This is a genomic window from Bacillus sp. JJ1562 (genome assembly GCF_036962705.1).
In the GTDB taxonomy this organism is placed as follows: domain Bacteria; phylum Bacillota; class Bacilli; order Bacillales; family Bacillaceae_L; genus Ferdinandcohnia.
Genome location: NZ_JBALOQ010000008.1, coordinates 93,464 through 106,237, shown reverse-complemented (window position 1 = coordinate 106,237; position 12,774 = coordinate 93,464). Strand labels below are relative to the sequence as shown.

Sequence of the window (12,774 nt, the reverse complement as noted above, 5' to 3'; positions counted from 1 at the left end):
AGGGCCGCCCCTTCCTTTTTTTATGCATATTTTTGTTTGCTTGGATCTTTTAAGACGGTTGAATAGCTGTAAAGCAGGTTTTCAAAGATGACATCCCATTTTTGGGTTAATGCATATTTTCTTCCTTCCATTCCCATTCGATTGCGGACCCCGTCATTTTCTAGTAAATGCAGAATGGTATTCGTTATTTCCATTGAATTACCAGGTTCACATAAATAGCCAGTAATTCCTTCTTGAACCACATTCTTAACTCCTCCCGCATTCACGCCAATAACCGGTGTACCACTTGCCATTGATTCAAGCATGACATTCCCAAAGGTCTCTGATGCTGAAGGAAAAACAAATAAATCTGATGCAGCATACACCTCTGCTAATTCTGTTCCCTTTAAAAATCCGGTAAAAGTAATATTGGATGGAGCATCTTCCTCCATTTTGGTACGTGAAGGGCCGTCACCAACAATTAACCATTGGATTTGTTCACTCCACTCCGTTGGCAACGATTTAGCAATTTCAATTAGTAAATCTACATTTTTTTCAGGCGCTAACCTGCCCACGTAAGTCAGCGTAAACTTTTTAGAAACCTGATGCTTTTCCCGTACAACAGCTTTGTTATAGAAAGGATTAAACAACTCACAATCAACCCCGTGTGTCCATATTTCAATGTTAGCAAAACCTTTTTCCTCAAGCTGATTTTTTGTCACAAGGGTTGGAACATATAGTTTTTGAAATGGTCGATGAAACCATTTCATATATTTCCACAAAGGATTGGATAAAAATTGCAAATCATAAAACTGTAAGTAATAATCAAAATCTGTATGATAAGAGCCCACTAGCGGTATATTTAACTTCTTTGCATAATAACTTCCCCAAAATCCAATATTAAAAGGTGTCGCAACATGTATGATATCTGGTGAGAATTTTTCTAGTTCAGCACGTATTTGAAACATATTCGGGAAAGCGAGCCTGCACTCAGGATATAGGAAAAATGATAAGCTTTTAAATCGGTGTATATGATCAGATACGTATTCATTTGAGTCGGACGTTGGAGCAAACACCTTAACATCATTACCTTGTTCCTCCAAATAATCTGTAAACCTTTTTAATGTACGTGCCACACCGTTAACCTCTGGATAATAGGTATCCGTAAAAATCGCTATTTTCATAAGATCCCCCTTAAGGTAGATTCCGTTAATTGATATACGATAATAAAGCTCAATACTCCAGATGCGGTTCCTAACAATCCCCCTGCCATCACATCAGATGGATAATGCAAGCCTAAAAAAATTCTAGATAGTCCAACACAAATCCCAATTGGGAGTAAGACGATTGAAAGGTATGGCATATACAAAATAAATGGAATAATAACCGAAAATATTGCTGTTGTATGTCCTGAAGGAAACGAATGGTCTGTTAATGCTTTTAAAGGAAACTTTGATTTTTCCACTATTAAATATGGTCTTTTTCTAGGATACAGTTTTTTTATTACATGTACCGGGATATGACTAATCGCAAGGGAAAGCGCACTTGCAATAGCCGTTATCCTGGATTGGTTTGTCGTCAAAAAGGCTAATGCAAGACAAGTGATAATTGTAAAAGTAGCCCCACCTAAAAACGTGATTTTAGAGAAGAAAAAGTGTAGTAATTTTTTATCATAATGCTGGTTTACTTTTTGAAAGATTCGACAATCAGCATCATAGATTGAAAGAAAAAGCTTCATGATCATAAGTCTCCTCTCTTACCCTTTACAGTTTATTCGTTAACGTATTCACCACAGTTGGTCTCCCAACCGAAACATATAACAGTGGGTATTTCTGTACCTCTTCAAGTGGGTAGCAATTTCTACCGTCTATCACTTTTGGTTCATTCATATATTCACTGTATTGATTTAATGGGAATTGTTTAATTTGCTCCCATTCGGTTGTAATGATCGTTAGGTCGGCATTTTGAATCGCTGTTGGAATTTCATCTGTATAGTCAATGGAGTTCCCAAATATTTCTTGAGCATTTTTAATGGCTATAGGGTCATATGCTGTGACACTAGCCCCCTCCTGAAGTAACTCTTTAATGACTGTGATAGAAGCTGCTTCCCGCATGTCATCTGTATTCGGTTTAAAGGAAAGTCCTAAAACTGCAACCTTCCTTCCTTTTAATGAATTCAAAATCTCCTTTGCTTTTAAAAGTGGGTACGATTTTTGACGGTTATTGACTTTAATGACAGCCTCAAGTAATTCAAAATGATGGCCCAAACTACCTGAGATATGCATTAGTGCTCTCGTGTCTTTAGGAAAACATGAACCCCCATAACCAAGCCCAGCTTTTAAAAAATAGGGTCCAATCCGCTGGTCCTTTCCGACACCGTACGTTACATCGTCAATGTTAGCCCCTACTTTTTCACACATTCTAGCAATCTCATTCACAAAGCTTATCTTTGTGGCAAGGAAGGCATTTGAGGCATATTTAATCATTTCTGCACTTTTAACGTCCGTTTTGACGATTGGAATTTTTAAAGGTAGATAGATTTTTTCAATCTCTCCCGCACTTTCTTGGTTGGCTGCCCCAATAACAATCCGATCTCCATAAAAGAAATCAAAGACAGCAGATCCTTCACGTAAGAATTCAGGGTTTGAAACGACCTCAACTCGAAGCTGCGGGAGCTTTTTAGAATCAATGATCCGTTTTATTTTTTCATTAGTTCCCACAGGGACAGTGCTTTTTGTACAAACAATCACATCATTTTCAATATGAACAGCAATCGTTTCTACAACTTCATAGACATAATCAAGATTTGCAGTACCATCCACATTCTGTGGAGTACCGACTGCGATAAAAATGACATCAGCATGTGTGTACGCATAACGTGGGTTTGTCGTAAAATAAAGCCTGCCTTCAATCAAGTTTTTCTGTAAAAGTGGCTCCAACTCTGGTTCGTAGATTGGTGAATACCCTTCTTGTAGCTTTTCAATTTTTTCAGCTTGGATATCAATGCAAATTACTTCGTGACCTAGTTCAGCTAAACAAACACTTGTAACAAGTCCCACATACCCTGCACCTGCAACCGCAATCTTCATCTAACCCCTCCATAGCCTTTTACTACATCTTATCGAAAAATTGCGATTATTTTCTTTAGCTACGGTTAAAGAATTGTAAAGTTTTCGTGTAGAGGATATAAAAAAGGAAGGGGAGCCCCTTCCTTTTTTGTTATTCATGAAGTTATTTATGAATATCAAAGACTTTCCATACCCTGCGTAGCATTGTTTTGTCTCCGAGAGCTGGGCTCATAGACATTTCACACCCTGCACTGCAGGGTTTTGTCTGAAAAGAATCAACATCAAAGACATTTCGTCGTGATAGTTCGCCCGATTTGTCTTTGAGAACTAAATCTCAGCATATCGGACCTCACCCCACCATCTTCTCCTCCGAAAACCGTGTGCGCTGTATATGAATGAGTCTTGCGGATAAACCAACACCTGCAGCGAGTAAGCCGAATGACAATCCTATCCAGTAACCGGCCGCCCCCAAATCAGTGAAGTGAGCAAGCCCCCATCCTGCTGGTAAGCAGATGAGCCAGTAGGCAATCAATGTCATCACGAACGCGATGTTGACATCCTTGTATCCTCTTAGAGCAGCCTGTGCCGTTGCTTGAATAGCGTCTGACACCTGGAAGAATAAAGCGTAAATCAAGAATTGAGCTGTTAAGCCAATAACTGCTGCCTCTGTTGAATACAATCCTGCTACTTCAAAGCGGAAGAAAATCACAAATAATCCCGTTACTAAGGCGATGACCATGGATAATGCTATCCCGAGCCAAGCGTAGATTTTCGCATCCTTATAGCGACGTGCACCTACCTCATACCCCACTAAAACAGTCAATGCCATCGAAATGCTCACCGGAATCATATATAGGAACGAAACGATGTTCAGTGCGGATTGATACGCCGCAACAGTTGTGACTGAAAATTTACTAATTAAAATGGTCACGACTGCAAACATACTTGTTTCAAAAAAGGTTGATAGCCCCATGGGAATACCGATTTTTAAAATCTCCATGCTTTCTTTAAAAGTAAATCCTCTTAGCCCTACAAAGACTTTATAAGAAGAAAACGGTTCTTTTGCAATGACGATAAAAGCCGTAATTACAACAATTACCCAATAGGTAATCGAGGTTGCAAGTCCTGCTCCCCCACCGCCGAGCGCTGGAAAGCCCCATGCTCCAAAAATCAATATATAATTTAATAGAAGATTGATGGGTACAGATACCAATAAAACAAACATTACAACTCTCGTAATCCCTAGTGCATAAATGAATGATCGCAATACATTGAAAATAAATAGCGGAATGATTCCCAAACTCAAACCGACTAAATAATCATGTGCAGTCTGATGAACACTTTCAGGCAAATTCATCATCGTTAACAATGGATTTAAAAAGATGACGCCTGCTAAAATGACCACTGCTCCAATGATAAAGCTTAAATAAATCCCACTTGATACCACTGTCGATACCTCATTGCCCTTCTTTTCACCGAATCTTTGGGCAGCGATTGGTGATACTGCAAGTAAAATGGCACTAATACCTGTAAAAATAGGATTCCATATCGATGAACCGATTGCTACACCAGCCAAGTCCGACGAATTAAATCGCCCCGTCATAATCGTATTAAAAAAGACCATGGAAAACATACTGAGTTGTGTAATTAAAATCGGAATCAACATCACAAAAATCAATTTTACTTTTTCTCTAATGGTGTTTGTTTCGTACATGATCCGTTCTCCTTCAGCAAAAAATCAAACATAAACTTTATTATATTCCATCCATCATTGAAATGAATACTTTTTTTACTTTACCTTTACACTATTTTCATATTTTAATTCCCAATTTTCTGCTATATTAAAGATAGATTATAAGACTTTTGGAGGACAGAGATCAATATGTCACGACTAACAGATCACTTACTCGTCATTTCATTTGACTGTCTATCATCACTAGATTTTCCAATTATCGAAAAGCTACCTAATTTTAAGAAGCTATTAGAACATGCATCATATTGCAGGAATGTTGAAACGATCTATCCTTCTGTTACTTATCCCTGCCATGCTACTATTGTCACAGGTAAGTTTCCAAGGAATCATGGAATCGTAAACAATACCTTCCTTCAGCCAGGTTGGCAATCACCGGATTGGTATTGGCATCGTCGTCATGTGAAAAGTACGACATTATATGACGAGGCTAAAAAAGCCGGAATGAAGACAGCCGCACTCCTATGGCCTGTTACTGCTAAAGCAAATATCGATTACAATATGCCAGAGATTTTCGCAAATCGGCCTTGGCAAAATCAAATTTTTGTTTCCTTATTTAATGGAAGTCCACTCTATCAGCTGGAGATGAATCGTAAATTTGGCCGTCTACGAAATGGACTCAATCAGCCGGAGCTAGATGATTTTGTACTTGAGTCAACGGCTGAAACGATTAAGTCAAAAAAACCAAATTTAATGCTTGTCCATTTTGTCGATTTAGATTCACAGCGCCATTATCATGGTTTTTCCTCGGAAGAAGCAATGGCAGCCCTTCGTCGCCATGACGAAAGACTTGGTAGAATAATAAACGCACTTAAAGAAAGTGGAATCTTTGAAAAAACGACCATCGTGGCATTAGGCGACCACAGTGCATTAGATGAGTCCAAAGCACTTAAACCGAATGTGCTATTAAAAAATGCAGGACTTATTTCCGTGAATAAAGGGAAAGTAATAGATTGGAAGGCCTACTGCAAAAGCTGTGATGGCTCTGCATATATTTACATAAAAGATAAAAATGATACAAAAACGCATGAACAAGTAAAAGCTCTGTTAACAGAACTAAGCAAAAATGAGGATAACGGAATCGAACGGATTCTATCAAGTACTGAAGCTAAGGAAAAAGGTGCCGATGACAATGCCACATTCATGATCGAAGCTCGCCTCGGATACTATTTCAAGGAGCTGCATGAAGGTGAGTATATCGATGAAATCCAAGCAAAAGATGTCCGTGAAAAACTCTATACCTTCGCAAGTCACGGCTACTCACCAGAAAAAGAGAACTACACAACTGTACTCATCGCATCTGGAAAAGGAATTCGTCCAAACATTGAAATTCCAGCCATGCACCTAGTAGACGAAGGCCCAACCTTTGCCCGCCTATTAGGACTTGACCTCGGAGAAACTGACGGGCGTGTTGTCGAGGATTTATTATGGGACCACGGGGACGGTTCTCCTGGTTCTGTTTCATAAAATTAAACAATTTGGACTACCGGGACGGTTCCCATGGTTCTAATTCGTTTTAAATTTACTAGGAACCAGAGGAACCGTCCCTCTGGTTCACTATAAGGGGGTTTTGGGATGAGGGGGTTTACGAAAGAGGAATCGAGTTGGATGTATTATGATTGGGCCAATTCGGCGTATTCAATTATTATTACGACAGCTGTTTTCCCGATTTTTTACAAGGCGGCGGCAACGAATGCAGGTGTCGACCCTGCAGATTCAACTGCTTATCTTGGCTACACAATTGCCATTTTTACATTTATTTTAGCGATGATTGGTCCCATTTTAGGAACGATTGCAGATTACCAAGGCTACAAAAAGAAATTTTTCACGTTCTTCTTTGCTTTAGGAGTATCGGCCACAGCTTTATTAGCCTTTATTCCAGGTGATAATTGGCTGCTCTTATTAATTGTTTATACGTTTGCTGCACTAGGCTCAACAGGTGCGAATGTTTTCTATGACGCCTTTCTAGTTGATGTCACAGATGAGGAAAAAATGGACCGTGTTTCTGCACGCGGATATGGGCTAGGTTATATTGGTAGTACGATTCCATTCCTGCTTGCAATCGCGATTATCTTACTTGCTCAAAAAGAAATTTTACCGATTTCAGGAATAGTTGCCAGTAAGATTGCCTTTATCATTACAGCAGTCTGGTGGGGGCTTTTCTCGATTCCACTCTTCAAAAATGTGCATCAACGCTACTATATTGAGCGTGAACCAAACCCTGTCGTGAATAGCTTCAAACGACTTGGAACCACCTTTAAGGAAATCAAAAAATACCGTGCCGTGTTTTTGTTCTTAGTAGCCTACTTTTTTTATATTGACGGGGTTGGTACTGTTATTTCGATGTCAACAGCATACGGATCTGACCTTGGAATCAGTGCTACCAATCTTTTAATCGTCCTGTTTGTAACACAGGTTGTGGCAGCTCCATTTGCAGTTCTTTACGGTAGATTAGCACAAAAATTCACGGGTAAAAAAATGCTTTATGTTGGAATTTTCGTGTATATCATCGTTTGTATATATGCTTATTTCTTAAAAACAACTTTAGATTTCTGGATCCTTGCAATGCTAGTTGCAACTTCTCAGGGCGGAATCCAGGCATTAAGCCGCTCTTATTTTGCAAAGCTTGTACCAAAGCAAAATGCAAATGAGTTCTTTGGTTTTTATAATATCTTCGGAAAGTTTGCGGCGATTATGGGGCCATTACTGGTCGGGGTAACAGCGCAAATAACTGGAAAATCAAACACAGGTGTATTCAGCTTAGTAATCCTATTCATCATTGGTTTTATCATTCTAACGCGTGTTCCTGAACCAAGCGAGGCAAAATAAGGAATGTTATAATGAAGAAAAACTTGGAAAGAGGACTTTAAATGGATAAAAAAGAAATTGAATACAAGATTCGTGAGCTAAAATTAGACTATGTCCGCCTTCAAAATGATTTGGAGAAATTGGATTCTGTAAATGGCAATATTTCACCATTGGAACGTCAAATTGCAGAACTTGAGGTAGAGATTAGCACATTATCTAAAAAGCTGCGCGAAATGTAATCGGAGTGGCAACCAAAAGGTTGCCGCTCCTTTTTTCATAGAAATGTGATCGTTATTGCAATTGAATTCAGATGCACTTCATCCGCCCATAATATGAAGTAATTATAAGTCGAACCTTCAATTTTTACTGGAGCAGGATATCTGACGATTGCCGCTGCTTGTCGATTCATTTCAGGTGGTTGATCTGCAGACGGATAAACCAAGCATGCCTCATGACCGCTTATTCGTGTTTGGTAAATGCGAGGTGAAGAGCCATATGGCATCAGCTTGTGGTATGCCTCCCCCTTGCAGACTTCATGAATATCATTCCCACCACCGATTGCGGAAATTTGAAAGAATCCATCTGCGCCTTCATATCTCTCATTCTCTACCTTCTGCCAGCTCGATGGATAAAAGAATCTTACTCTATAGGTTTCATTTGTATAGACCGCTTGTGAAGGACGAATATTCCCTGAAGACCAGCTCAGATTTCCAATTTGAGTCTCTCTCGTGAGCATGACAGGAGACGGATTCTGTAAATCTACCATCCACATTTCGGTAGCTGAGCTTTGTTCAGAGCAGCCCGATAAATAGGCAATTGAACGGCTATTAGGGGACCATGTAACAGGTGTCGCATAGCATGAAGACTTCGTAAGCACTCGCTCGTTTCCACCACGTTTTCCAACAACACGGATTTCATTAAAATAGCCAGTTCCTTCATTGTACTCGGTTGAACTAAAGGCAATTAGCTGGGAATTAGGTGACCATGTTGGATAGAAATTCTTTGCTTGTCCCCCGCCTCTGATTTCGTAAACTTCCCCTGTCGACAAAACGACTGTCCGAATCAGTGAGATACTTGCTCCCGGCGTTGTATAAAGAGCAAATGTTCCATCTGGAGAAAGTGAAACATCATTTAAGGGACCTTCTGCATTATTCGTAATTTGCCTTCTTCCAGAGCCATTTGTAGCAATACGGAATAATTGCTGGATACCTGAAGAATCTACTCCCTGATAAAGCAGCTCCCTTCCACTTGGAAGCCACTGAACATCAAATGCATCAGGAGCCGAAATACTCGTTGCTCGGTGTGACAAAACATCATACATCATAATGTAATTTCGCGTTGCGTAAGCAAGTGTCCGATGATTTGGAGACCAATCCAATGTAAGATCGTCATTAGGCCCGAGTTGATCAATAGCTGCTAGTCTACCCGTTGAAAGATAAATCACATATACAATCCGATTTTTCCCAACAAAAGCGATTTTACTATTATCCCCTGACCAAAATGGCTTTGTAAAAGAATCGCCCAACCCATTCGTAAGCTGTACCCGAGTCCCATTTTGGACATTAAAAAGCCAAATATCATATTGCCCACCACGACCCGAAGTATAGGCAATCACACCATTCGGTCGTGCCCTAACATAAAAAGACAAAACACATCACCCTCTCTAGAGATGTCTTTTGCCTATTTTATTCATTCAATCGAAATGGTTTCGCTTAATACTTTCTATGTATTTATTGTTGCCTCGACTAATTGTAAGAATAGATTGTCCCTCCAGGCATACAGATATAAAAAAAGGAGGGATAACCTAAACTATGAAAAAAACATTTTCTAGCATGAATCTCATTCGATATTCTGTTGCCTATGTGTTTATTGCAGCTGGGGCTTTAAAACTTCTTACCAACGAACTAAGCGCCGTCTTTATGAATCTACCATTACCTACACCAGGAACTGTCATGTATGCCGTCGCTATTCTAGAAATCATTTGTGGAATTCTCATCGCCATCAATAAAGAAGTTAAAAAAGCAACAATTCCGTTACTCATCATTATGGTGGCAGCCATCCTTTTAGTAAAAGTTCCTATTCTACATACAGGCTTCCTACAATTTGCTTTTGCAGCAAGGCTAGATATTGTTATGCTGGCATTATTATACATTTTGTATAAATCACACCATAAATGATTGAAAAATAACCCTTTTATAGAAATATCAAGCAGATTGTAAGCGCAATCTGCTTATTTTATTAAAAAAATAATTTATAAAACCTTTTCAGTACACAAAAAATTAAAAACCTTATAAAATATGGGACCAAATCAGAATTTTCTTATGTTTGACATAGTGAAACAATTTCAATTATTATACCAATATACTATTTTGGAGGTTTTGCTATTATGTCAGGCTACAATAGACAGAAAATTGTGGACAGTGTTCCTCAAAAGGGATTCTTCGGACACCCTAAAGGACTATTCACTCTTTTCTTCACAGAATTCTGGGAGCGATTCTCGTATTATGGAATGAGAGCAATTCTCGTATTCTATATGTATTATGAAGTATCTAAGGGTGGGCTAGGACTTGATCAGCACACTGCCCTTGCCATCATGTCCATTTATGGATCACTTGTCTATATGTCAGGGATTATTGGTGGTTGGTTAGCAGACCGTATCTTCGGTACTTCAAAAGCCGTATTCTACGGTGGAATTTTAATTATGTTAGGTCATATCGCATTATCGATACCTGGAAACATAACCCTATTCTTTGTTTCTATGGTGTTAATTGTACTTGGTACAGGATTGTTAAAACCTAATGTATCTAGTGTTGTCGGTGAGATTTACAGTGAAACAGATACACGTCGTGATGCTGGATTCAGTATTTTCTATATGGGTATCAACCTTGGTGGATTCCTTGCTCCGATTATCGTTGGTGAAGTTGGAATGAAGCAAAATTTCCACTTAGGTTTCGCGATTGCCGCTGTCGGAATGTTCGTAGGATTGGTCATGTTTGTTCTTACAAAGAAAAAAAACCTTGGCCTTGCTGGGACAATTGTTCCAAATCCACTTGCGCCTGAGGAAAAGAAAAAGGTTTATACTCAAATTGGTATTGGTGTAATTGTAGTTGCAATTTTAGTTGCTATTGCAATTCCGACAGGTCTTCTTACATTTGATTCATTTATCGCACTTATTGGTATACTTGGTTTCTTAATTCCTACTATTTATTTTGTTAAGATGTATCGTAGTTCAAAAACAACAGATGTTGAACGCTCAAGAATTTTAGCGTATATTCCTTTATTCATTGCATCTGTTATGTTCTGGTCTATTCAAGAACAAGGTGCAACGATTCTTGCAAATTATGCTGATACACGAACACAGTTAAGTATTGCAGGTTTTGATATTTCACCTGCTTTGTTCCAATCATTAAACCCATTATTTATTATTATCCTTGCACCTGTTTTCGCATGGTTCTGGGTTAAGCTTGGAGAACGCCAACCTTCTGTTCCGAAAAAGTTCGCATTAGGATTGTTATTTGCTGGTCTTTCATTCCTTGTGATTCTTTTACCAGGATATTTTGCAGGAACGGGATCATTAGTAAATCCAATGTGGCTAGTACTAAGTTATTTCATTGTTGTTCTTGGGGAATTATTAATTTCACCGGTTGGACTTTCTGCTACAACAAAATTAGCACCGGCTGCGTTTACAGCACAAATGATGAGTTTATGGATGCTTTCAAATGCTGCAGCGCAAGCTCTAAATGCACAGCTTGTTAAGTTCTATACACCTGCAACGGAAATGGCTTATTTTGGTATAATTGGTGCGGCATCAATTGTTTTAGGTATCCTCCTTTTATTGGTGTCACCTAAGATTCAAAAGTTCATGAAGGGTGTTAACTAATAACAAAGCAAAAGACCTGTCCAGTTGGGCAGGCCTTTTTTTATAGATTCTTAATAAACAATCTCACTACGTCTGCGCCACCAATAAATAAGCCGAGTGTTGTACCTAGATTACATAAAACAATAATAAGCAAGATCCGTGTTACTTTATTATGCCAGAAGCCTTTTACACTATAGACATCAGTTGAAAGTGTTTCAAAGTCCTTCACGCTTGGGCGTCGTAAAAAGGCTTGGACAAAGCCTGCTATCCATCCTGCAGCAATTAATGGATGCATGACCCCAATAGGCGCCGCAAAAAAGGCAGTCACAATTGTAAGTGGATGTCCTAGGGCAATTGCTGCACCAAGTGCTGAAAAAGAGCCTGTCCACAAAACCAAGCTTATGGTTTGCTGCAATCCTGCCTCTGGATTCGCAAAGAAAGTATACACAATAATCGCTACAATTAAGATTGGAATTGCCCAACCGAAAATTTTTGGCGCTTTGGATTTTGGCGGAAGCTGAGTAAGCTTCTTTAAATCATGTTCCTTTTTTATTTCTTCCTTGATTCCTGGAACATGGGCCGCCCCAAGTACAGCTACTATTTTTTCACCAGGAGCATGTTTGATTTTTTGTGCTAAATACTGATCCCGCTCATCTATGAGGGGAGTTTTTAATTTCGGAAAGCTTGTAGAGAATTCAGTCAGCATCGAATTCAGCATATCCTTGGATTTCATTTTTTCAAGCTCTTCCTCTGATATTGTTTCATTGCTAAAAATACTATAGACAATCGACATTAATAATTTCATTTTCCCCGTGAATCCAACAGCATTCCAAATCCGTGAGAAGGTTACTTGAATATTGCGGTCCGCTAAAACAAGTTCAGCTCCGACTTCTTTTGCTGACTCAATCCCTTGCAGCATTTCTTGACCGGGATTGATTCCGAATTGGCTTGCCATTCGTTTTTGAAAGGAGGAAATCATCAAATTCATTAGAAGTAATGTAGCCTTTTTTTCTTTAATGACCTTAAATATGTCCATTTCTTTCCAATTATTACCCGCCATCATTGACTGGTATCTTTGTTCATCCAATTCAATACATACTGAATCTGGCTTCTCTGCTTCAATAACTTCCTTAACCTGCTCAGCACTTTGTTTCGAAACATGAGCTGTTCCAATTAATATGTATTCCTTACCATCTAATTCGATCCTCGTAATATTTTCTTCAGACATAATAGACCTTCCTTATACATGCTCAATTTGTGTATAGTTTAATTTTAAACTAGAATGGCATAGATTTGAATTCTTTTTGGAA

11 protein-coding genes are annotated in these 12,774 nt (G+C 38.9%); 5 read left to right on the top strand and 6 right to left on the bottom strand.

The window, feature by feature from the left end; translation table 11 throughout:
- Nucleotides 1–20: 20 nt before the first annotated feature.
- The 4 genes from V7097_RS05975 to V7097_RS05960 all read right to left on the bottom strand — a co-directional run bounded on the left by V7097_RS05975 (nucleotide 21) and on the right by V7097_RS05960 (nucleotide 4,761).
- Nucleotides 21–1,163 (bottom strand): glycosyltransferase family 4 protein, encoded by a 1,143-nt coding sequence (locus V7097_RS05975; RefSeq protein WP_335702692.1) that lies wholly within the window; start codon nucleotides 1,161–1,163, stop codon nucleotides 21–23.
- Complete coding sequence (locus tag V7097_RS05970) at nucleotides 1,160–1,717, bottom strand: phosphatase PAP2 family protein (RefSeq protein WP_335702691.1); 558 nt, start codon at nucleotides 1,715–1,717, stop codon at nucleotides 1,160–1,162. Before V7097_RS05970 ends, V7097_RS05975 begins: the two co-directional genes overlap by 4 nt.
- Nucleotides 1,718–1,742: 25 nt before the next feature.
- Complete coding sequence (locus V7097_RS05965; RefSeq protein ID WP_335702690.1) at nucleotides 1,743–3,068, bottom strand: UDP-glucose dehydrogenase family protein; 1,326 nt, start codon at nucleotides 3,066–3,068, stop codon at nucleotides 1,743–1,745.
- A gap of 328 nt (nucleotides 3,069–3,396) precedes the next feature.
- The gene (locus V7097_RS05960; protein WP_335702689.1) at nucleotides 3,397–4,761 is read right to left on the bottom strand and encodes an MATE family efflux transporter; all 1,365 of its coding nucleotides are present in this window, start codon (nucleotides 4,759–4,761) and stop codon (nucleotides 3,397–3,399) included.
- Between the two features lie 168 nt (nucleotides 4,762–4,929).
- On the opposite strand from V7097_RS05960, the gene V7097_RS05955 reads away from it, so the two are divergent.
- The 3 genes from V7097_RS05955 to V7097_RS05945 all read left to right on the top strand — a co-directional run bounded on the left by V7097_RS05955 (nucleotide 4,930) and on the right by V7097_RS05945 (nucleotide 7,844).
- The gene (locus V7097_RS05955) at nucleotides 4,930–6,264 is read left to right on the top strand and encodes an alkaline phosphatase family protein (protein ID WP_335702688.1); all 1,335 of its coding nucleotides are present in this window, start codon (nucleotides 4,930–4,932) and stop codon (nucleotides 6,262–6,264) included.
- 108 nt (nucleotides 6,265–6,372) lie between these two features.
- Nucleotides 6,373–7,626 carry an MFS transporter gene (locus tag V7097_RS05950; RefSeq protein ID WP_335702687.1) on the top strand — a complete coding sequence of 418 codons (1,254 nt, stop codon included), beginning with the start codon at nucleotides 6,373–6,375 and terminating at the stop codon, nucleotides 7,624–7,626.
- A 41-nt stretch (nucleotides 7,627–7,667) separates the two neighbouring features.
- Nucleotides 7,668–7,844 (top strand): SE1832 family protein, encoded by a 177-nt coding sequence (locus V7097_RS05945; protein ID WP_335702686.1) that lies wholly within the window; start codon nucleotides 7,668–7,670, stop codon nucleotides 7,842–7,844.
- 35 nt (nucleotides 7,845–7,879) lie between these two features.
- Here V7097_RS05945 and V7097_RS05940 read toward each other — a convergent pair whose 3' ends face one another.
- Complete coding sequence (locus V7097_RS05940; protein ID WP_335702685.1) at nucleotides 7,880–9,253, bottom strand: TolB family protein; 1,374 nt, start codon at nucleotides 9,251–9,253, stop codon at nucleotides 7,880–7,882.
- 163 nt (nucleotides 9,254–9,416) lie between these two features.
- Here V7097_RS05940 and V7097_RS05935 point away from each other — a divergent pair, with 163 nt between their 5' ends.
- Both V7097_RS05935 and V7097_RS05930 read left to right on the top strand, forming a co-directional pair.
- Nucleotides 9,417–9,782 carry a DoxX family protein gene (locus V7097_RS05935; protein ID WP_335702684.1) on the top strand — a complete coding sequence of 122 codons (366 nt, stop codon included), beginning with the start codon at nucleotides 9,417–9,419 and terminating at the stop codon, nucleotides 9,780–9,782.
- A 209-nt stretch (nucleotides 9,783–9,991) separates the two neighbouring features.
- Nucleotides 9,992–11,485, top strand: a complete 1,494-nt coding sequence (locus V7097_RS05930) for a peptide MFS transporter (protein WP_335702683.1) — start codon at nucleotides 9,992–9,994, stop codon at nucleotides 11,483–11,485.
- A gap of 40 nt (nucleotides 11,486–11,525) precedes the next feature.
- Here V7097_RS05930 and V7097_RS05925 read toward each other — a convergent pair whose 3' ends face one another.
- Complete coding sequence (locus V7097_RS05925) at nucleotides 11,526–12,692, bottom strand: TraB/GumN family protein (RefSeq protein WP_335702682.1); 1,167 nt, start codon at nucleotides 12,690–12,692, stop codon at nucleotides 11,526–11,528.
- Between the last annotated feature and the right edge of the window lie 82 nt (nucleotides 12,693–12,774).